A 21,025-nucleotide genomic window follows, 5' to 3' on the forward strand; every position below is an offset into this window, starting at 1 on the left:
ACGCCGCCATGCCACAGTTCTTCATCGAGCGCCCGGTCTTCGCCTGGGTGATCGCCCTGTTCATCGTCCTGTTCGGCACCCTGGCCATCGGCCAGTTGCCGGTGGCGCGCTATCCCTCGGTGGCGCCGCCGTCGGTGTCGCTGATCGCGTCCTACCCCGGCGCCACGCCACAGACCCTCAACGACTCGGTGGTGAGCCTGGTCGAGCGCGAGCTGTCCGGGGTCAAGAACCTGCTGTACTTCGAGTCCACGGTGGACACCTCGGGCAGCGCCCAGATCACCGCCACCTTCAAGCCCGGCACCAATGCGGAGCTGGCGCAGGTGGACGTGCAGAACCGCATCAAGGCGGTGGAGCCGCGGCTGCCGCAGGCGGTGCGGCAGAACGGCCTGCAGGTGGAATCAGCCGCTTCCGGCTTCCTGATGCTGGTCGGCCTGACCTCGCCCGACGGCCGCTACGACGAAGTGGCGCTCAACGACTACCTGGCGCGCAACATCGTGCAGGAACTGCGGCGCATCGATGGTGTCGGCCGCGTGCAGTTGTTCGGCGCCGAGCAGGCCATGCGCGTGTGGGTGGACCCGGACAAGCTCATCGCCTATGGCATGACCATGACCGAGCTGGCGCAGGCGATCGAGCAGCAGAACGCGCAGATCGCGCCCGGCCGCCTCGGCGACGAGCCGGTGGTGCAAGGTCAACGCCTGACCGTGCCGCTGACCGTGGCCGGGCAACTGACCACGCCCGCGCAGTTCGCCGCCATCGTGCTGCGCGCCGACAGTGGCGGCGCACGGGTGACCCTGGGCGACGTGGCGCGGGTGGAGCTGGGCGCACAGTCCTATGGCTTCTCCAACCGCGAGAACGGCGCGCCCGCCACCAGCGCGGCGATCCAGCTCTCGCCCGGCGCCAATGCGGTGCGCACCGCGCAGGCGGTGAAGGACCGGCTGGCGGAACTGGCCGCGAGCATGCCGACCGGCATGACCTATTCGATCCCGTTCGACACCGCACCGTTCGTGAAGCTCTCGATCAAGCAGGTGCTCAAGACCCTGCTGGAAGCGATGATGCTGGTGTTCTTGGTGATGTACCTGTTCCTGCAGAACGTGCGCTACACGCTGATCCCGGCCATCGTCGCGCCGATCGCGTTGCTGGGCACCTTCGCGGTGATGCTGCTGGCCGGCTTCTCGATCAATGTGCTGACCATGTTCGGCATGGTGCTGGCGATCGGCATCATCGTCGACGACGCCATCGTGGTGGTGGAGAACGTCGAACGGATCATGGCCAGCGAAGGCTTGCCGCCGCGGGAGGCGACGACCAAGGCGATGCGCGAGATCACCGGCGCGGTGGTCGGCATCACCCTGGTGCTGACCGCGGTGTTCATCCCCATGGCCTTCGCCAGCGGCTCGGTGGGCGTGATCTATCAGCAGTTCACCCTGGCGATGGCGGTGTCGATCCTGTTCTCGGCGTTCCTGGCGCTGACGCTGACGCCTGCACTGTGCGCCACCCTGCTGCGCCCGGTCGCGCCCGGCCATCATGCCAAGCGCGGCTTCTTCGGCGCGTTCAACCGTGGCTTCGAGCGCCTGACCGGCCGCTATGCCGCACGCGTGACGCGGCTGCTGCGGCGCAGTGCACGGGTGATGGCGGTGTTCGCGGTGCTGTGCGTGGCGCTGGTCTTGGCCATGCGCGTGCTGCCGTCGGCCTTCCTGCCGGAAGAGGACCAGGGTTACTTCATGACCTCGATCCAGTTGCCCACCGACGCCACCAGCGAGCGCACGCTGGCGGTGGTCAAGGCGTTCGAGCGGCACGTCGCCACGCGCCCGGCACTGGCCTCCAATCTGGTGATCCTGGGTTTCAGTTTCTCCGGCTCGGGCACCAACGCGGCCATGGCCTTCACCATGCTCAAGGACTGGAACCAGCGCGACGGCGCCACCTCCAGCGAAGAAGCCGAACGCGTGCAGCAGGCCATGGCCGATCTGCCCGAGGGCACGGTGATGAGCCTGCTGCCGCCGGCGATCGACGAACTCGGCACCTCCTCCGGCTTCACCCTGTATCTGCAGGACCGCGGCAACCGCGGCGAGGCCGCGCTGATGGCGGCGCAGGCGAAGCTGCTGGAGCTGGCCGCGGACAGCAAGGTGGTCAGCGGCGTGTATCAGGATGGGCTGCCGCCGGGCAAGAGCATCCGCCTGGAGATCGACCGTCAGCATGCCGAAGCCATGGGCCTGCCCTTCTCCGCGATCAGCAACACCCTGTCGGCAGCGATGGGCTCGCTGTACGTCAACGACTTCCCCAACGCCGGGCGCATGCAGCAGGTGATCCTGCAGGCCGACGCCACCGCGCGCATGCAACTGGACGACGTACTGAGCCTGCGCGTGCGCAGCGCGGAGGGCGGCATGGTGCCGCTGCGCGAGGTGGTGACCGCCACCTGGACCGACGCGCCGCAGCAGTTGGCACGTTTCCAGGGCTTCCCGGCCGTGCGCATCACCGGCGGTGCCGCACCCGGCGTGTCCAGCGGCGCGGCCATGGCCGAGATGGAACGGTTGGCCGCGCAACTGCCGCCGGGCTTCGCCGTGGCCTGGACCGGGCAATCGCTGCAGGAGCGGCAGTCGGCCGCGCAGGCGCCACTGCTCATGCTGCTGTCGGCATTGGTGGTATTCCTGGTGCTGGCGGCGCTGTACGAGAGCTGGTCGATCCCGCTGTCGGTGATGCTGGTGGTGCCATTGGGCCTGCTCGGCGCGGTGGCGGCGGTGATGCTGCGCGGCCTGCCCAACGACGTGTTCTTCAAGGTCGGCCTGATCACCATCATCGGCCTGTCGGCAAAGAACGCGATTCTCATCGTCGAGTTCGCCCGGCAACTGCACCGCGACGGCCAGGGCTTGGTCGAGGCGGCGACCAATGCCGCACGTTTGCGCCTGCGCCCGATCCTGATGACCTCGCTCGCCTTCGCCCTGGGCGTGGTGCCGCTGATGCTGGCCAGCGGCGCCAGCGCCGAGACCCAGCACGCCATCGGCACCGGCGTGTTCGGCGGCATGGTCAGCGGCACCGTGCTGGCGATCTTCTTCGTGCCGGCGTTCTTCGTCTGCGTGGTGGGGTTGCAGGAGCGGGTGGCAAGCTGGCGTGCGCGGCGCGGGGGCGATACGTCAGCCGAGCATTAGACCGGCGCTGCTGCTGCCATTGTGGCCGTCAACTGTCATGCAGCCGAAACGCGCGAAGTGATCTGCTTTGCGATGGCGCAATGCGTCGGGACTGAAGTCCCTCCCACAGCGCACCCGACAGGCTCGCCGCAAGCCCCTGTGGGAGCGGCTTCAGCCGCGACGCGACCAAGCACGACGAGAAGGTCGTCTCCCATCGTTGCGCAGCATCACCCGCATCCACGCCGCACCACTGATCGCCGCCCTCACCCCACCAGGCACAACGGCACCTCCCCCGGCCGCAAGGTCAGCACCCGCACACCGCTGGCGGTCACCGCCACGGTGTGCTCGAACTGCGCCGAGAGCTTGCCGTCGCGCGTGTGCACCGGCCATTGCCCGGGCAACGCGCGGATCGCCGCACGTCCCTGGTTGAGCATCGGCTCGATGGTGAACACCATGCCCTCGCGCAACTCCAGGCCGGTGCCGGCGTGCCCGTAGTGGAGGATCTGCGGCTCCTCATGCATGGCGCGGCCGATGCCGTGGCCGCAGTACTCCTTGACCACGGTGTAGCCATGCGCGCGCGCATGCCGCGCGATGGCGTGGCCGATGTCGCCCAGCCGCGCACCCGGACGCACCGCGGCAATGCCCTTCCACATGGCCTGGTACGCAGCCTGCACCAGCCGCCGTGCCGGATAGGCCACCTCGCCGACCAGGTAGGTGGTGCTGGAATCGGCGATGTAGCCGTGCTTCTCCAGGGTGATGTCCAGATTGACGATCTGCCCGTTGCGCAGGACATCGTCGGCCGACGGCACGCCGTGGCAGACCACGTCGTCGATGGAGGCATTGAGCACGAACGGGAAACCGTACTGGCCCTTGCTCGCGGGCCGTGCGCCCAGTTCGTCCACGATCATCCGTTCGACGAGGTCGTTGAGTTCCAGCGTGCTGCGGCCAAGCAGCGACATTCCGTCCAGCCGCACGAACACTTGCGCCAGCAAGCGCCCGGACTCGGCCAGCAGCGCCAGCTCGTCCGGCCGCTTGATCACGTGCGCGCCGGTGTCACCGCCTGCGGCCGCACTCCCGCCGCGCGCAGCTCGCGCGCCACGATGTCCTGGAACGACAGCTCCGGATTCATCTCGCACAGCATGCCGACCTTGATCCAGAAATTGGCCTGCGCATTGATCGACCGGCTGGTCACCGTGCAGGCGCGGCGCAGTTGGTCGTGCAGGTCGTCGTCGATGTTGACGATGCCCATGGTGGCTCCCGAGACGATGTATATGGATCATATACGAATCATATATTCTCAGCAAGCCAGCACTGCGCGACGCAATGCCGCGGATCACGACCAGGCAGCGTCGGCCACCACGTAAGCCGCCTGCCGGACGTCAGGTAACCTCCGAAGCGCATCCGTAGGAGCGGCGTCAGCCGCGACGAGACATCACCAGGAAAGCCTGTCGCGGCTGAAGCCGCTCCTACGAAAAAGGATCGCTGCCTTTGATCGGCGCTAAGCCGCACGTCTTCTCCTGGCCTGCCGATCGCAGGAGGTGAGACGCCGCGGCCGCATGATTGCGCGCTTCCGCCTGCTGCCCTCGCGCTCTTGCTGCAGGTCAGTCAGATGCGCACATGCACTGACGTCAGCACCCGCTTCCTCGCCTGGGCCAGGCCGTGGATGGCGCCATCCGCACACGCGGCGCGCCCTGCCCAGTGCGGACATGCGGTCGGCGTTGCACCCGGGATTTCTCCATCAATGGATCGCACCATGTTCAAGGCACGAATCGGCGACCTGTTCGCCAGCCACGCCCAGGTCTACACGAACGCGGTCAATTGCGCCGGCATCATGGGCAAGGGCATCGCGCAGGCGTTCAAGCGGCGCTATCCGGCCATGTTCGAGGACTATGCCGTGCGCTGCCGGGAAGGCCGTGTGCGCATCGGCGAACCCTATCTCTACCAGGATGTCAGCGGCCTGCGCATTCTCAACTTCCCCACCAAGCGCCATTGGCGCTCGCCGTCGCGGCTGGAGGACATCGCCGCGGGGCTGGACTACCTCGCCGCGCATCTGGGCGAATGGGACGTGCGCAGTCTTGCCCTGCCGCCGCTCGGCTGCGGCAACGGCGGCCTGGATTGGGAGGATGTCGGCCCGCTGATCTACCGCACGCTGGCGCATCTGCCAGTCGACATCGAGGTCTATGCGCCGTACGGCACGCCGCTGGCGCAGCTCGAACCCGCCTTCCTGTCGCGGCCTGCGCACGCCTTGGGCGAGGGCTTCAGTAAACGTACGGCGACCCAGCCGGGCTGGATCGCAATCATGGAAGTGTTGCGGCAGCTGCAGGCCCGTCCGGAGGCGCGGCCGCTCGGGCGCACCCTGTTCCAGACGCTCTGCTGGGCCATGACCGAACTGGGCGTGCCGACCGGACTGACGTTCGGCAATGCCGGCCGCGGCCCGCGCCAGGGCGACGTCCGGCCGATCCTGACCGACCTGGCAAACCGCAACTGGCTGCATGAGCAGCCGCAGGGACGGACGATGGCGCTGCGCGCGTCGCCGCAGTACGACAAGGAGCATGCGCGGTTCGCCGCGGCGTACGCGCCCTACGACGCCGAGATCGCGAAGGTCGTGGAATTGTTCGCGCGGATCAGGAACACCGACCAGGCCGAGGGCATCATGACGGTGTTCCAGGCTGCGCGCCGGCTTCAGCAGGCGCATATCGGGCAGTTGCGCGACGCCCAGCAGCTGCTCGCCCATCTGCGCGACGCGCACGCGATCGAGCCATCGGAACAAGCGCAACAGGCGGCGGCAGCGGCGATCGACATGCTGCTGGCGCTGGACTGGATTCGCCTGGGCTGAGCGCCGCGCTGCCAGGCCGTGTACGACGCGCTGGGTCTATTGGACGTGCGGCTGTAGATCTCAGCTCTTTCTTTTCAACAGTGCTACCGCGCGGCCAGGCCATCCGCACACCGCACCGCCGCGACAGGGCCGCGCCCATGCCGAGGCGGCATCGCGTGCAGGCGACGCCGCCCACATAGGGTAGGCGGCGTCGTGCGACCGGTCAGAAGCGCACGCGCCAGACGCTGTTGCCGACATCGTCGGCGATCAGCAGCGCACCGTCCTTGTCCTGGGCCAGACCGACCGGGGCACCGAACAGCTGCGACTCGTCTTCCGAATGGAAGCCGCTGACCACGGTCTGCGGTGGGCCGACCGGCCGGCCCTGCCGGAACGGCACGTAGACCACCTGGTAGCCGCTGAGCGGCGAACGGTTCCAGCTGCCGTGCTCGGCGACGAACGCACCTTCGCGGTAGTTGGCCGGAAGCGTCTCGCCGCGTGAGAACCAAAGGCCCAGCGCGGCCACATGCGAGCCCAGCGCGTAGTCCGGCTTGATCGCCTTGGCCACCAGGTCCGGGCGCTGATCCTTGACCCGCACATCCACGTTCTGTCCGTAGTAGCTATACGGCCAGCCGTAGAAGCCGCCGTCCTGTACCGAGGTCAGGTAGTCGGGCACCAGGTCGGCGCCGATCTCGTCGCGCTCGTTGGCGATCGCCCACAACTTCCCCGTCCGCGGCTCCCACTGCAGCCCGGTCGGATTGCGGATGCCCGAGGCGAAGATGCGGCTGCTGGCCGAGGCGACATCCACCTCCAGCACGGCCGCGCGGCGGTACTCCACGTCCAGTCCGTTCTCACCGATGTTGCTGTTGGAGCCCACGCCGACGTACAGCTTGCGTCCGTCGGGGCTGGCCAGCAGGGCCTTGGTCCAATGGTGCTCGATCGTGCCGGGGAGATCGGCGAACAGCGTGCCGGGCGCGGTGATCTCGGTTTGGCCCGCGATGTAGGGGAACTTCATGATGGCGTCGGTGTTGGCGACGTACAGCGCGTCGCCGATCAGCTGCACCCCGAACGGCGAGTGCAGGCCCTTCAGGAACGCATGCTGCTCCCACCTGCCGTCCGCGGTCCTGCGCAGCAGGGTGATGCGGTTGCCGCCCTTGGCGCTCTTGCCGGAGCGCCCCTGGATCAGGCCGGCGATCAACTGCTTGGGCGTGGTGACCGGCTCCATGCCCGGCGAATTGGCCTCCACCACCAGCACGTCGTCGTTGGGCAGCACGTACAACTGGCGCGGATGTTTCAGGCCACCGGCGATCTTCTCGATCTTCAGGCCCGCCGCCACGGTGGGCGCCTGCCCCTCCTTCCAGCCCACACCCTCGGGAACCTGCATCGGCGGCAGCAGGAAGTTGCGCGCCTGCGGCAGCGGCGGCGCATTACCCGCCTGCTGGGTCGGCTCGAGCGAGGCCTTGCCGCTGCAGGCGGCCAGCGCCACCGCGCAGCTCAGCGCGAAGGCGGACATGCAGAGGTGCTTAGCCATGGGCGTAGCCCTCGCGTGGCATGGTACGGATGGCGATGAGCACATGTCCTGTCGCCAACAGCGCGACCGTGGCGATCGAGAGCCAGAGCCCTGCCGGGACCACCGCATACGCGTCGCGGCTGTGCACGAAGGAATTGAAGATGGCCGCGACGATGGCGAGCAGGTTCAGCCAGAAGTCGAGCCGTTCCACCGGCAGCACGGAGCGCCGCGAGGTGATCCAGACCTGCACCAGGTTGATCAGACGCGGCACGATGGCGATGACCAGTCCGATCGCGATCAGCCAGGCCGCCGCCTTGGTCCACAGGATCACCCCGCTGCGGGCGTAGACGATGTCGAAGATCAGCGCGGCGACGAAGCAGCCGAACGGGATGGGATTGAGCAAGCCATAAAGGGCATTGGCCACCACGGAGCGGCGCGGCGCAGTCTGCAGAGGCATGAGACGGCTCTCGACGAAAGGAAGAAGGGGGCGAATCGCTCGCTCACCACGAACCCGCGGGACGCGCCGTTGTGATGGTGAGACCCACTATCTGCCCGCCCCTGTCTAAAGGGCGTCGCGATGGCACTGCGCGTGTCGACGCGCCATCCCACATCATCGCTACAGCCGCAGCCGTGTGCGCAGCGCTAGGTGCGCGCGGAAGCGATAGGCGCTCCGCTGCTCTCGCGCACCGACAGGCTCACCGGCACGATCGTCCTGCGCGGCGGTACGGCTGCGTCCAGCCGCTCCAGCACCAGTTGCGCCGCCTGGCGGCCGCGGGCACGCGGTTGCGCGGCGAGCGTGGTCAATGCGGGCGTGCTCACCGCGGCCTCGGGGATGTCGTCGAAACCGGTGATCGCGAAGTCCTTGCCTGGACGGATGCCACGCGCGAGCAGGCCCAGCATCAGGCCCAGCGCGACCGTGTCGTTGTAGCAGACCGCCGCGGTGGGCGGCGCGTCGTGGGTGAACAGGTCACCGTGGCGTGCCGCCGCTTCCAGGCGATTGGGCGCGGACTCGATCAGCCAGGCCGGGTCCACCGGCAGCTTGGCCTGCCGCATCGCCTGCGCGTGGCCGGCGCGACGCTGCCGGCAGGAACTGGAATCGGCATGGCCGCCGTAGAAGGCGATGCGGCGGTGGCCGAGCGCGATCAGATGCTCGGTGGCCAGTTGCGCACCGCGCTGGTTGTCCAGGCCGAGAAAGCCCCAGTCGTCGGCGCCGGCGAGTTCGCGATTGAACAGCAACACGTTCGCGCGTGCATCCAGCACCGTGTGCAGTTCGGCGGCGTCGCTGCCCTCGGCCGGCGACAGGATCACGCCGGCCGGGGTGTGCTCCATCAGCGAGGCCAGTACGGCCTGCTGCCGCGCGGGCGATTCGCCGGTACTGCCGAGCAGGGTCACGTAGCCCTGCTCGCCCAGCGCCTCGTCCACGCCGGCGGCGAACTCGGCGAAGAACGGATTGGCCAGATCGTTGATGACCAGGGCCACGCAGGTCGAGGTGCGCCGGCGCAGGTTGGCGGCGCCACGGTTGTAGACGTAGCGCTGCCGCTTCAGTTCCGCTTCCACGCGCGCGCGGGTGTCGGCATGCACCAGCGGGCTGCCGCGCAGCACCAGCGAGACGGTGGCGCGCGAGACGCCGACCGCATCGGCGATGTCGGTGACGGTCACCACGCGCTGCCGGTCGCGCGCAACGGTGGCCGGCTTGGACTGCGTGGCGGTGTCGGCGCGCTCCAGCGCAACCGGCGCCTCCTTGCGCGAGGCGGCCTTGGTTGCCTTGGACCCTGCGAATCCGGCTCGGGGTGGACGCTTCTGGCTCATCGGATCGATTCCCTTCGGACGAGACGCGCAGCGTAAACCATCGGCTGCGCGCCCCTGCCGCGCGACGGCACGGACTCAGCGCCAGCCCAGGCTGGCGGCGGCCGGCGGTGCCGCGCATGGCGACACCGGCAGGTTCTGCGGCTGCGTGCCCCATCCCTGCGGCTGCGGCGCATCGCGCAGGTCGAAACGCAGGCGGCCGCCTTGACGCAACTGTGCCCAATCGAGCCACACCGGCGCGTGCGCGCGGCCGTCCAGCGACACGCCACCGACATAGCGCAGCTTGCCATCGCCGGCCTGCGGCGCGTCGATGCGCAGCGTGCGGCCCGCTCCCACGTCCAGTTCGACGCGCGAGAAGCGCGGCGCGTGCAGCAGGAACTGCCCGGTGCCGGGTACCGCCGGATACAGGCCGATGACGCTGAACAGGTACCACGCCGACATCGTGCCCAGGTCGTCGTTGCCGGTGACGCCGTTGGGCGCATTGGTGAACAGCGTCTGCGCCGCATGCAGCACGGTGCTGGTCTTCCACGGCTGGCCGATCAGCGTGTACATCCACGGCGCATGCAGGTCGGGCTCGTTGTTGGGGTTGTAGCGGAACTGGCTGTAGTAGCTGTACGGCCCCACCACCCATTCCTTGCGCGCGGCACCGGCCGGGTCGGCCAGCAGCGCGTCGTAGGCGAAGAAGGTATCCAGGCGCCGCGCGGTCTGCTCGGGCCCATGCATCGCCTCCACCAGGCCCGGCACGTCCTGCTGCGCCAGCCACTGGTACTGCCAGGCCGTGCCCTCGTGGAAGCCATGCTGCGAACGCGGATCGTAATGGCCATCCGATGGCGTGTACCATGCGCCGTCCTCAGTGCGCGGTCGCGGAAAACCGGTGAAGCCGGTCTCCGCATCGCGCACCGACGGATCCCAGATCGAGTGCCAGTTGCGCCCGCGGCGGTTCAGCACCGCCGCGTCCTCTGCATGGCCCAGCGCGCCGGCCATGGTCGACAACGCGCAGTCGGCCAACGCGTACTCCAGCGTCGCCGAGCCGCCGTGGTGCGGATCGACGTCCATGCCCTTGGACGGGAACGCGCGGTCGTACTGCACGAAGCCCTGCGCCAGGTAGTTGGCATTGCCGGAGCGCCCGGCGTGCCGCGAATTCAGCGGCGGCATCTCGAAGGCGTTGCGGCGCAGCGCGGTGTACGCCTCGGCCTCGCGTCCCTGCAGTGCGCCGAAGCGCCACAGGTCGACCAGGAACGGCGTGACCGGGTCGCCGGTCATGACGTTGGTCTCGAAGTTGGCATAGCCCCAGCGCGGTAGCCAGCCGCCTTGGGCGTTGATCGCCAGGATCGAACGGCCGATGTCGGCGGCGCGCTGCGGCCGCAACAGCGCCAGCAACTGGTTCTGCGAACGGTAGGTATCCCACAGCGAGAAAAACTCGTGGTAGGTCCAGCCATCGGCGTGGTGGATCCCGTCGTCGTAGCCGCGGTAACGGCCATCGGCGTCGCTGCCGGTCAGCGGCTGCAGCAGCGCGTGGTACAGCGCGGTGTAGAACACCACGCGGTCGTCGCCGCTGCCGCCGTGCACGCGCACGCTGGCCAGCTCCTTGTCCCAGGCCTGCTGCGCGCGGGCACGCATCGCATCGAAGCCGAGCAGGCGGCCATTGGCCATGCCCTCGCTGCGCAGGTTGTTGCGCGCACCCTCGGCATCCACGTGCGAGATCGCCGAGATGGCGGTGACCGCACGGCCCTTGCTCACATCGAAGGTGAGCCACGCGCCGCTGGGCTTGCCCTCGCCCTCCATGCCATGGCGCGATCCCGGCACGCCGCCGGCTTCGCCCCAGGTGCCGAAGGCCTTGAACGGGCGGTCGAACTCCAGGCGGAACCAGGTGGTGTACTGATGGCCGCCGCAGAAGCTCTGGGTCACCAGCTTGCCTTCGACCACGCGGTCGCCGACCACGCTCAGGGTGCTGCCGGTGACCGTGTGGCGGGCGTTGGCCTGGCCGATGTTGATCAGCACGTGGCCGTCGCCCGAGGTGGAAAAGGTGTAGCGCTCGGCCGCGGCGCGGGTCAGCGCGGTGGCTTCGGCGTCGATGCCGCCGTAGTCGGTCAGCCGCACCTTGTAGTAGCCGGCCTGGCCGCGCTCGCCGTCGTGCTGGTAGCGCGCGCCGTAGCGGGTGTGGTCGAACGCCTTCGGATCGCCCGTATCGAAATCGCCACCGGGGCCGATGCGCCCGGTGACCGGCAACACCGAGACCTGTCCACCCTGCTCCCAGCAGCCGGCGCCGGACAGGAAGGAATGGCCGAAGCCGCGGATCTGCGGATCGTCGTAGCGCCAGCCGGCGTAGTGCGCGCCGATCGGGCTGACCTGGATCATCCCGAACGGCGCAGACGCGCCGGGGAAGGTGTTGCCGTCGTCCTTGCTGCCGATGAAGGTGTTGACCTCGGCACTGGGCCGCGGCGCGGCGGTCAGTGCCGGCGTGACTAGCAACAACGACAGGGCGAGCGTGCGCAACAGGGAGGGCAACGGGGAAGACGTCATGCGATCGGATCCTGTGGTGAACGACCGCGTAAACGCGACGGCGCAGTCGTGGACGGCGAAAACGGTAGCCCGGCCGTCGCCGGACCGTCGCGCCCATGCCGTCCGCCGCGCGGCAGGCATGGGCGCGACACGCTGCAGCCTAGAACTTGTAGGTCAACCCCAGGTACGCCAGCCGCCCGGCGTAACCGCCGGTGTAGAAGCGCGCCCGCGTGTCGTCGCCCAAGTGCTGGCGCGACTCCTGCTTGGTCAGGTTCAGCACCGACGCAGTGAGGCTGAGCGCCGGAGTGATGTTGTATGCCGCGTTCACATCGATCTGGTAGTACGGCTCCTCGTACACGTTCAGCCCATTGACCAGGCCCTGCACCAACTCGCCGCGGCGGTTGTACGAGGCGCGCAGCAGCAGCCGGTCGGTCTCGTAGAACACGGTGAGGTTGGTCTGGTTCTTGGCGCTGCCCGGCATGGACGTCTTGCCGACCTCGGTGCCATCCTCCAATCGCACCGCCGCCTTGCTGGCATCGTTGTAGGTGTAGTTGAACTGCACGCCGAGGCCGGACGGCAGCGTGTGCTGCGCGTACAGCTCCACGCCCTGCGACACCGCATCCTGGCCGCCGGCCTGAGTGCTGTAGTTCTGCACGGTGACCGCCTGACCGTTGATCATCATGTTCACGTCGCTGATCACGTCGACGGCGAAGTTCTCCACGTTCTTGCGGAACAACCCCACGCCCGCCACCGAGCCCGGCTGGAAGTACCACTCCAGCCCCAGGTCGAACTGGGTGGCCTTGTACGGCTCCAGGTTCTTGTTGCTGCCCGAGCCGTACCAGCCCTGCTCGCTGGCGCCGCCGGTCAGACGCCGGTCGGCCACGTACTCGGGGCTGTAGTACTCCAGGCTGCCGGGCGCGGCGATGTCGTTGTAGCTCGGCCGCGCGATCACCTTCGACGCCGCTGCGCGCAGCAGCAAGTTCTCGGTCAGGTCGTAGGCCAGGTTGAAGCTGGGCAGCACGTCGGTGTACTTGCGGTCCAGGCCGCTGACCACGAACGACTCGGTGCGCTGCTGCGTATCCGACAACCGCCAATAGCCCTCGGTGCCGCAGTAGGTATCGGCCGGCGCGCCGGCGGGCATGGCAGCGCCCTGTTGGCAGGCCAGCGGGTTGCCGTCGGCCCCGTCGAAGAAGTAGTCGTTGTACGCGGTCACCTTGTCGGTGGAATCGGCATGCTGGCCGGTACGCGCCACCCGCACGCCGACGTTGCCGCGCAGGCGCTCGGTGTGGAAGTTGAGCTGCAGGTAGGTCGAATAGATTTTCTCGTCGACGTTGTAGACGAAGTTGTCTTCGCTACGGGTCTGCATCGCGCCGTAGGTGTTGTTCAAGTAGCCGATGTAACCCGGGAAGTTGATCGCCGGGAACGCGCTGGACCTGACCCCGCCGGCCAGGTTGTCCAGCGAGAACAGCAGGTCCGGCGAGAACTGCGTGGCCAGCGCATTGCAGCGCCCGTTCCAGTAGCGGTTGTTGTAGTCGCTCGGGTCGGTGCCCGGGCACACCCAGTAGTTGTTGCCGGTGTTGCGGTGGATGCCGCCGTCGCGGCGCTTGAGGCCGAACTGCAGCGAGTCGAAGAACTCGCCGTCCATGTGCCAGGTGGTATCGATCTGCGCGTACTGCTGCTGGTTCGTGTTGCGGGTCCAGGACGAGCCGGTCGAACCCAGGTCGACCTGCAGGATGCCGTCGCGCAGGTTCTGCATCAGCTCCGGCGAGAACGTCATGGACGGCGTGCCGGTCAGGTCCCAGGCGCTGGCGAAGTTGCCGTTGCTCCAACTACCGTCGGCGTTCTGGCGGCGCGGCTTGATCGGCAGGGAGAACTGCAGCTCCGGCCCGCCCTTGGCCCAGGTGCGGCCGGCCTTGAACGCCACGTCCACCTTTTCGCCACGCCACTCGCCGCCCAGGTCCACCGTCTGCGACAGCGACTTTTCGATGTTGTAGCTGCCGGTGATCTGCGGTGTCGGCACCGTGCAGTCGTCCGAGCCCCAGCCGCCGGGCGCCAGGCCGGCCGCCGCGGCCTGCGCCTCGCTGCAGTAGTAGGCCTTGCCCGGATGCAGGCTGTAGTTGGCGCCGGTGACGATGGTGCCGCTGGGATCGAACTGCAGCCCGTCGAGCAGGCGGCCGCCGCGCCAGTTGCCGTCACCGAAGTAGCGGGCGATGTTCCACTCGGGAATCTTGACGGTATTGGTCTGCGAGTTCTGCGACAGGTCGAAGCGGAAATAGTTCGCGGTCAGGGTCAGGTCGTCGGTGGGCTTGAACTGGAAGGTCAGCTGGCCGCCCTTGCGCTCGCGCTCCTCCTGCTTGACGTCCAGGCTGACCGCCGTGGGCATCATGAAGCGGGTGTAGTACTTGCCGTTCTGGTCCCAGAAGCCGGTGCCGCCCCACCAGTTGGCGTTGAAGTCCGACCGATTGCCGTTCACGTCGACCGCCGGGCCGCCTTCGTCGCGGCCGTACCACTGCCAGCTCTCGGTGCTGGCATTGAGCGTGCGCGCGGTGCGCTTCTGCTGCGTGTAGCCGACGAACACGCCGAAGCGGTTGTCCTGGTCGTGCCATGAGTACGAGCCGGAGAACTGGCCATCGGTCTTCTTGCTGCTGTCCGACCACACGCCCTCGGCGGAGACGAAGCCGGAGTTGGGCTCCAGCTCCAGCGGGCGCCGCGTCTGCAGGATCACGGTGCCGCCGATACCGCCTTCGTCGATGCGCGCTTCCGGCGTCTTGTACAGCTCGGCGCTGCCGAGCAGGTTAGACGGCAATAGCGTGTAGTTGAACGAGCGCGTCGGGTCGCCGTTGGACTCGGCGGTGGCGATGTAGTTCCCGTTCAATTCGGTCAGCACCAGCTCCGAGGACAGGCCGCGCACGCTGACGTTCTTGCCTTCGCCGCCGTCGCGGGTGATGACCACGCCGGGCACGCGCTGCAGCGCATCGGCCACGTTCTTGTCGGGGAACTTGCCGACGTCCTCGGCGGTGATCACGTCGACCACGGCATTGGCGTTGCGCTTCTGCTCCAGACTCTTCTCGATCGCGTAGCGGTAGCCGGTCACCGTCACCGCGTCCAGGTCCTTGGCCTGCAACTCGGCCTGGCCCGCGGGCGCGGGCGTGCCGTCGGCCTGCTGGGCGAAGGCGGTGGTGGAGGCGGCCGTCGCGAACAAGGCGATGGCGATACCGGCGGACAGCGTGCTGCGCTTGCGCGCGGATGGCATGCACTTCATTTCAATCATCCTCTCCCAAAGATTGATCGGCTGCGGCGGGTTTCTATCGATCAAAAGATCGGGCAAGAACACCGCGCGGTGTGACACGAAAACTCTCCGGCGCCTTGCGGCGAGCCGGCTTCCCTACGTCTCCCTCCCCCTTCTGCGCAGATGCGATTGGATCGTTCTAATGCAGTGGAAAACTAAGTATCACAGCGCTCGTAGCAGCGCATGCTGCCGCGCAACAGGCCTAGTGCATCGCGCGACGCCCGCCAGGCGCGGCAGGCAGGACGCGCTCACCGTGTTTGCATGTGGTCACGGCACGGCCTGCCGCGTCACCGGCTGCAGCAATTCGATTTCGGCCAGCGCTATGTCCTTGCCCGCATCCAGGCGCAGGCGGTACGCGGTGTACGCGCCAGGCTTGGCAATGCGGAACGGCCGCAATTGCCGCGCCCAGGCGAATGCCTGCGCGCGCCGCTGGTCCAGCGTGGTCCACGCACCGTCATCGTTGCGTCCTTCCAGCGTCCACGCCAGGCCGGACAACGCGGCATCGCCGCTGGTCAGCGTGTAGTGCGTGGCGCGCTGCGGCGCTGCGAAGCGCAACTCGACACTGGCACCGGCCGGCAACGGCAGTGCCGTCGTCGCATCGTCGTCGATCAAGGCCGCGGCCTTGGGTTGTCCGTCCAGCGACATCGCAACGGCCTGCGACGCCACATCCTCCAACCCGCGCGGCGCGCTGCCCGGCGGCGTCAGCGACGGCGGCAATGCGTCCGCGCCGCTGCCCCAGCGCGACGGCGTCGCGCCCATCACGAACTCCAGCGTGGCGCCGTTGGCGATGTCCTGGTGGCGCAGCCAAGCCTTGTTCCACGGCTTGCCGTTGAGCGTGAGCGACCGCACGTAGACGTTGCGCGCACTGTTGTTGCGCGCGATCACCACCAACTTGCGGCCGTTGCCAAGATCGACCTCGGCGCGCGGGAACGCCGGCGAGCCGATCACATACTCCGGCGCGCCCATCCGCAGCGGATACAGCCCGAGCATCGCGAACAGGTACCACGCCGACATCTCGCCGTTGTCCTCGTCGCCCGGATAGCCCTGGCCGATCTCGCTGCCGAGGTACAGCCGGCGCAGCACCTCGCGGGTGAGGCGCTGGGTCTTCCACGGCTGCCCCGCCGCCACGTACATCCACGGCAGATGGTGCGAGGGCTGGTTGCTGTGCGCATACATGCCCATGCGCACGTCGCGCGCCTCGGTCATCTCGTGGATGACGCCGCGGTAGCTGCCGGCGAAGCGCTTGTCCGCGGTCTCCGGCGTGGTGAAGAGTTCGTCCAAGCGCGCCGCCATGGCGTCCTCGCCGCCCAACAGCCCCGCCAGGCCGGCCGCGTCGTGCGGCGTGGTGAAGGCGAAGGTCCAGGCATTGGCTTCGGTGTAATCGCCGCCCCATACGCACGGATCGAACGTCGACGCGGGCGTACTCCACTGGCCAGCCGGCGTGCGCCCACGGAAGAAGCGCGTGGCGGGGTCGAACAGGAACACGTAATCGGTGGCGCGCGCCTGGAAGTATTCGGCTTCCTCACGGTAGCGCTGCGCCTGCTGCGGCTCTTTTTCCTCTTCCGCCAGCGCCTGCGCCATCTGCGCCAGGCCGAAATCGTTGAGTGCGCCCTCCAGCGTCCACGACAGCCCCTCGTGCACGTCGTTGGCGGCATAGCCGCGGTACATCGAGCGGGCCAGGCCCTTGCGTCCCACATTCGACACCGGCGCCACCACTGTGGCATTGCGCAGCGCCGCCGCGTAGGCCTCGCGCGGATCGAAGCCGCGCACGCCCTTCAGCCACGCATCGGCGAAGGCCACGTCGGAACTGGTGCCGACCATCAGGTCCGCATAACCCGGCGAGGACCAGCGCGCCACCCAGCCGCCGTCGCGGTACTGCTGCAGGAAACCATCGATCATCGCCCCGGCCTGCTCCGGCGCAAACAGCGCATACGCCGGCCAACTGGTACGGAAGGTGTCCCAGAAGCCGTTGTTGACGTAGACCTTGCCCGGCAGGATCGGCGCCGACGTACGCTCGGCATCGCCGCCGGTATTGTCCTTGGACCAGCTGTTCTGGTCGGCATGCCGCCAATCCGGATGCGCCGCATCGCCGACGTTCTCGTGGGCGATGTTGGGATACAGGAACAGCCGGTACAGATTGGAGTACACCGTGACCCGCTGGTCATGGCTGGCACCCTGCACCTGCACCCGCCCCAGTACCGCGTCCCACGCATCCTGCGCACGCGACTGCACCACCTCGAAGCCGGCGTCGCCGATCTCCTGCTGCAGATTGCGCTGCGCCTGCTCCACCGAGATCAGCGAGGTGGCGATGCGCATCACCACCGTGCGGTCCGCACCCGGCGCGAACTTGACGTAGCCGGTCGGCCGCCCCGTGGCGATCTTGCCGCTGGCGGTCCAGGGACGGTCGAAGCGCGCATAGACGAACAGACGCGTGGCGCCATTGGACAGCCCGCTGCGCGTGTCCGAGTAGCCGCGCAGCGTCTGCGTCGCCGCGTCCAGGATCAACCCGCCGCGCGCATCGACGTTGTCGAACAGCAGATTGGCATCGCCGCCCTCGGGAAAGCGGAAGCGGAAGATCGCCGCCCGCTCGGTCGGCGTCAGCTCGGCGCGGATGCCGTTGTCGAAGTCCACCCGGTACAGGTGCGGGCGTGCCTCCTCGTGGTCATGACTGAACGACAACGCGCGCTTCGTGCGGTCCGCCTCGGGCACCCCGCGCATGGACGAGGGCATTACCTGGAAGGTCTGGCGATCGCCCATCCACGGGCTGGGTTCATGGCTGATCGACAGCGCCTGCAGCCGCGGCCGGTTGTTGTCACCGTTCTGTTCGTTCCAGCGGTACAGCCAACTCAGCGTCCCCGCATCGGTCGCCGGCACCCAGAAATTGAAGCCATGCGGCATCGCCGTGGCCGGGATGTTGTTGCCGCGCGAGAACGTGCCATTGGACTGCGTCCCACGCGTGGTCACCACCTCGTCGCTGGGCCGCCGCGCCGCCTGCGGCGCCGTCATGCGGCGCACCACGACATCATCGATCCAGCCCGACGCCACCTTGCCGGCGCCGGGCTGCACCTGCAGCTCGATCGCGCGGATGCGTCTACCGCGCAAGGCCGCCACGTCGCCCAGCCGCACCTGCTTGAGCGCCCACTGCTGCGGATACAGCGTCTTCGACGCCGCCTGCCCCGCCGCACTGACCAGCGCACCGTGCTGATCCTCCACGCCCAAGTCGGACAAGCGGCGCCCATCGTCGAACAGCAGATCCACTGCAACCCCGGTCGAGGCCACCGTATCGCCATCGACGATCTCCGGCAACACCATCCACGACAGCACCGTGTCCGGCTCCACCGGCAGATCGACCGCGAACAGCTGCGCGCGCCCGGCCGCAGTGGCGCGATAGTGCAGCGCATGCAGGCCGGTGTAACCCATGCCGGCCTTGGCCGCGTAGGGCTGCTCGGGGCCATTGCCGATGGCGACCTGGATGCCGGTGTCGTCGGACCGCGTAGCCGACGCAGGCGCAGGTTCGCCCCGCTCGAACGAAGACGCGAAGCCGGGATCGGCCGCGCATGCCGCGCCGGTACCCACGCACAACAGCGCCGACACAGCGACGGACGCCAACCACCGACGTGAAGACTCAGGCAGATGCGCGAAGCGCGGGCGGATTGGCATGGCAGGCTCCCCAAACTTTCTCGGTCGGTTGTGCCGCGACGCGCGGCGTCACGCACCTCCGAAGGCAACGGCGCGCAGTCAAGGCACGCAACGTGGACCGGATCGACCCGATGGATCGCGGCTCAAGTCGGCATCCGACACCGCTTCACGACCGCAATGCATGCGGACAGAAGAGCAGGCCTCAGCAAACGCGTAGCACGCGATCCCTACCTACCGTCTTCCCCAGGATGCGCTGCATCAACGGCTTTGGATCGATCCAACGCGGTTAGATGTAACACGCCTGTTGCGGCCTTGCATGCTGCTGCGCAACAGTTCGTACGCGTATCGATGCTGGATCTGACCTGCCGCTTTAGGTCATGGACTGAAGGGGCATGACGCTCGTTCTTCACGCGGCAACACGCGAGTGAAGGCGACAGGGCGACTGCTTGCCTGCCTGCCAACGGCTACACTCTCAAGCGCTGGATCGCTCCATACACTCAGGGGGTTTTGAATGAAAACAGTGACACTCGCACTCTTTATGGGGCTTCTGGCAACGTCGAGCGCCTTTGCCGAGACACGCTGCACGACGGACTCGTTTGGCAAGAAGACGTGCCGCGACAGCAACGGAAACGTCAGCACCACCACGACAGACTCCTTCGGCAACACGACGACCCGAGACAACCAGGGCAACGCGATCCGCTGCTCCACGGACTCGTTCGGCAACAAGACGTGCCGCGGTGACGACGGAAGCGTCAGTCGCACCTCGACAGATTCCTTCGGCAATACCACGACCCGCGACAACCAGGGCAACACCGTGCGCGGCTCCACGGACTCCTTCGGCAACACGACGTATCGCGACGACAAGGGCAACGCAACGCGCTGCAGCACCAACAGCTTTGGCGTTGAGACTTGCCGATAGGCGGCCAAACAGGGCATTCAAGCCGACGCCGCTTCGCGGCGCGGCTTCACCCCCTACGCCACGCTGCTGCGCGGATCGCGACGGCCCCCGTTTTAGCTAGCGGGCATCCCTTCAAGCACGAGCGCCGCCTGTTCGAGCCCGCCCAGGATCGCATCCACAACGCGTGGCGAAATGTCCTTTGGCAGGTCCGCCCGCACCTCGGCGATGGCCGCAGGCGTGCGCGCCAGGATCTTCTCGATGATCGGCTCGGCCGACGGCGCATAACCCACTTTCTGCGCCGTACTGCTGAAGTGTCGGCGCTGAATGCTGTGCATCGCGTAATGCTTGTTCTTGCCGAGCAACGCCATGGCCAATGTGATGTCGTAGGGCGACCATTGATGGGTGCCGTCGCCCAATACCGGATAGGCCGACATCACGTCATACAGCCGGGTCAACTGGAAGCGGCCGCGCGGCAGCAGTTGGAGACTGAAATTCTTGGCATGACCATTGGGCGCGCGCAGCAACCAGAACAGCACCTGCGCCGCCAGCACCGTCTTCATGTCGGCCTCGGCATCGACCGACTGGCGCAGCGTGCCGAACAAGGCCTTGACCCCTGGACCGCCTTCATTCTCGTACTTGCGCAGCGGCGAGCAGCCTTCTACCTGGCAGAAATCCTCCTGCGGCAGGCGCATGAGCCACTGCTCATCGGGCGCCAGGCGCCGGTCGAAGCGCTCCACCACCAGCACGCGCTGCTGGCCGAAGCGGGCGATGCGCGCATCGGCCACCTTCAAGCCATAGGCCTTCAACAGCCGCAGGCACAGCCATTCGTTGTCGACAGAGGTGCTGAAATCCGCCCGCCGCCCACCCACCAGGCCCATCGGCAGCTTGAAGATGTGGCTGGTCGGCGTGGCGCCGCGCGGCGCGTACCACTTACTGTCCCACCACAGGAACGCGGTCTTCTCCTGCGCGCCGGCGATGGAGATGCGCATGTCCGCATCCGGATCGCGGTGGCCGGCAACGCCGTGCGGCGAGACGGCCTCGATCAGATGCCGTTCGATCGCTTCTTCCGACAGCGGCACGCCTTCGATACGCCCGACATCCTGCGGCACCTCGTCCTCGCCCAGGACCTGCACCGCTCCCACGCAGCGCGCCCGATCGCGCTCAGCAGATCGAACGGATCGGTGGACGACGCACGGAAGCGCTGCGCCACCCGGCGGCGGATCGCATCGCTGTCCGGCAGCAGGTTGTCGAAGTAGTTGAAGACCCTCTCGCCCTTGAGAGGCTGGTTCTGCAGATTGAACGACAGCGACAACGGCCGGCCGACATCGGCACCGACCCAGCCCGCGTCGTACTGCAGCTCCATGTCCCCGCGCGCAGGAAGCGTCCAGCGCGCCACGTGCACGCCATTGGTCCAGATGGAGAGGCTGCGGCTGTGCGATCGACGCCCCAT

13 protein-coding genes are annotated in these 21,025 nt (G+C 67.8%); 3 read left to right on the forward strand and 10 right to left on the reverse strand.

The features are described from left to right. Positions 1 to 8 precede the first annotated feature (8 nt). Complete coding sequence (locus GGR71_RS19315; protein ID WP_160961891.1) at positions 9 to 3,140, forward strand: efflux RND transporter permease subunit; 3,132 nt, start codon at positions 9 to 11, stop codon at positions 3,138 to 3,140. A gap of 242 nt (positions 3,141 to 3,382) precedes the next feature. Here the strand turns inward: GGR71_RS19315 and map are convergent, their stop codons facing one another. Together map and GGR71_RS19325 are read right to left on the reverse strand one after the other, a co-directional pair. Beyond that, the gene (gene map, locus GGR71_RS19320) at positions 3,383 to 4,159 is read right to left on the reverse strand and encodes a type I methionyl aminopeptidase (RefSeq protein WP_160961893.1); all 777 of its coding nucleotides are present in this window, start codon (positions 4,157 to 4,159) and stop codon (positions 3,383 to 3,385) included. Next, on the reverse strand, positions 4,156 to 4,368 hold the full coding sequence (locus tag GGR71_RS19325) for a ParD-like family protein (RefSeq protein ID WP_160961895.1): 213 nt from the start codon (positions 4,366 to 4,368) through the stop codon (positions 4,156 to 4,158). Before GGR71_RS19325 ends, map begins: the two co-directional genes overlap by 4 nt. Positions 4,369 to 4,872: 504 nt before the next feature. Between GGR71_RS19325 and GGR71_RS19330 the strand changes: the two genes are divergently transcribed. Continuing rightward, positions 4,873 to 5,955 carry a macro domain-containing protein gene (locus tag GGR71_RS19330; protein WP_255490367.1) on the forward strand — a complete coding sequence of 361 codons (1,083 nt, stop codon included), beginning with the start codon at positions 4,873 to 4,875 and terminating at the stop codon, positions 5,953 to 5,955. A 202-nt stretch (positions 5,956 to 6,157) separates the two neighbouring features. Here the strand turns inward: GGR71_RS19330 and GGR71_RS19335 are convergent, their stop codons facing one another. The 6 genes from GGR71_RS19335 to GGR71_RS19360 all read right to left on the reverse strand — a co-directional run bounded on the left by GGR71_RS19335 (position 6,158) and on the right by GGR71_RS19360 (position 18,698). Further along, positions 6,158 to 7,462, reverse strand: coding sequence for a PQQ-dependent sugar dehydrogenase (locus GGR71_RS19335; protein ID WP_184452229.1), 1,305 nt, complete (start codon positions 7,460 to 7,462; stop codon positions 6,158 to 6,160). Further along, on the reverse strand, positions 7,455 to 7,898 hold the full coding sequence (locus GGR71_RS19340) for a DUF2231 domain-containing protein (protein ID WP_160961899.1): 444 nt from the start codon (positions 7,896 to 7,898) through the stop codon (positions 7,455 to 7,457). The genes GGR71_RS19335 and GGR71_RS19340 overlap by 8 nt, the downstream gene beginning before the upstream one ends. A 185-nt stretch (positions 7,899 to 8,083) precedes the next feature. Then, positions 8,084 to 9,250, reverse strand: coding sequence for a LacI family DNA-binding transcriptional regulator (locus tag GGR71_RS19345; RefSeq protein ID WP_202405111.1), 1,167 nt, complete (start codon positions 9,248 to 9,250; stop codon positions 8,084 to 8,086). 75 nt (positions 9,251 to 9,325) lie between these two features. Next, positions 9,326 to 11,770, reverse strand: coding sequence for a GH92 family glycosyl hydrolase (locus GGR71_RS19350; protein ID WP_160961901.1), 2,445 nt, complete (start codon positions 11,768 to 11,770; stop codon positions 9,326 to 9,328). A gap of 139 nt (positions 11,771 to 11,909) precedes the next feature. Continuing rightward, entirely contained in the window at positions 11,910 to 15,011 is a 3,102-nt protein-coding gene (locus GGR71_RS19355) for a TonB-dependent receptor (RefSeq protein WP_160961903.1), read from the reverse strand. Between the two features lie 294 nt (positions 15,012 to 15,305). Next, positions 15,306 to 18,698 carry a GH92 family glycosyl hydrolase gene (locus GGR71_RS19360; RefSeq protein WP_160961905.1) on the reverse strand — a complete coding sequence of 1,131 codons (3,393 nt, stop codon included), beginning with the start codon at positions 18,696 to 18,698 and terminating at the stop codon, positions 15,306 to 15,308. 490 nt (positions 18,699 to 19,188) lie between these two features. Here GGR71_RS19360 and GGR71_RS19365 point away from each other — a divergent pair, with 490 nt between their 5' ends. Beyond that, positions 19,189 to 19,596 (forward strand): hypothetical protein, encoded by a 408-nt coding sequence (locus GGR71_RS19365; RefSeq protein WP_160961907.1) that lies wholly within the window; start codon positions 19,189 to 19,191, stop codon positions 19,594 to 19,596. 92 nt (positions 19,597 to 19,688) lie between these two features. Here GGR71_RS19365 and GGR71_RS19370 read toward each other — a convergent pair whose 3' ends face one another. Further along, on the reverse strand, positions 19,689 to 20,684 hold the full coding sequence (locus GGR71_RS19370; RefSeq protein ID WP_456362642.1) for a HipA domain-containing protein: 996 nt from the start codon (positions 20,682 to 20,684) through the stop codon (positions 19,689 to 19,691). Further along, positions 20,618 to 21,025, reverse strand: coding sequence for a HipA N-terminal domain-containing protein (locus GGR71_RS21215; RefSeq protein WP_237474435.1), 408 nt, complete (start codon positions 21,023 to 21,025; stop codon positions 20,618 to 20,620). The genes GGR71_RS19370 and GGR71_RS21215 overlap by 67 nt, the downstream gene beginning before the upstream one ends.

It is taken from the genome of Xanthomonas sp. F1, assembly GCF_014199855.1.

Bases quoted from the DNA above. Each gene is read 5' to 3' on its own strand.
- GGR71_RS19315 (WP_160961891.1), top strand. From the start codon at position 9: ATGCCACAGTTCTTCATCGAGCGCCCGGTCTTCGCCTGGGTGATCGCC.
- GGR71_RS19325 (WP_160961895.1), bottom strand. From the start codon at position 4,368: ATGGGCATCGTCAACATCGACGACGACCTGCACGACCAACTGCGCCGC.
- GGR71_RS19330 (WP_255490367.1), top strand. From the start codon at position 4,873: ATGTTCAAGGCACGAATCGGCGACCTGTTCGCCAGCCACGCCCAGGTC.
- GGR71_RS19335 (WP_184452229.1), bottom strand. From the start codon at position 7,462: ATGGCTAAGCACCTCTGCATGTCCGCCTTCGCGCTGAGCTGCGCGGTG.
- GGR71_RS19340 (WP_160961899.1), bottom strand. From the start codon at position 7,898: ATGCCTCTGCAGACTGCGCCGCGCCGCTCCGTGGTGGCCAATGCCCTT.
- GGR71_RS19345 (WP_202405111.1), bottom strand. From the start codon at position 9,250: ATGAGCCAGAAGCGTCCACCCCGAGCCGGATTCGCAGGGTCCAAGGCA.
- GGR71_RS19350 (WP_160961901.1), bottom strand. From the start codon at position 11,770: ATGACGTCTTCCCCGTTGCCCTCCCTGTTGCGCACGCTCGCCCTGTCG.
- GGR71_RS19355 (WP_160961903.1), bottom strand. From the start codon at position 15,011: ATGAAGTGCATGCCATCCGCGCGCAAGCGCAGCACGCTGTCCGCCGGT.
- GGR71_RS19360 (WP_160961905.1), bottom strand. From the start codon at position 18,698: ATGCCAATCCGCCCGCGCTTCGCGCATCTGCCTGAGTCTTCACGTCGG.
- GGR71_RS19365 (WP_160961907.1), top strand. From the start codon at position 19,189: ATGAAAACAGTGACACTCGCACTCTTTATGGGGCTTCTGGCAACGTCG.
- GGR71_RS21215 (WP_237474435.1), bottom strand. From the start codon at position 21,025: ATGGGGCGTCGATCGCACAGCCGCAGCCTCTCCATCTGGACCAATGGC.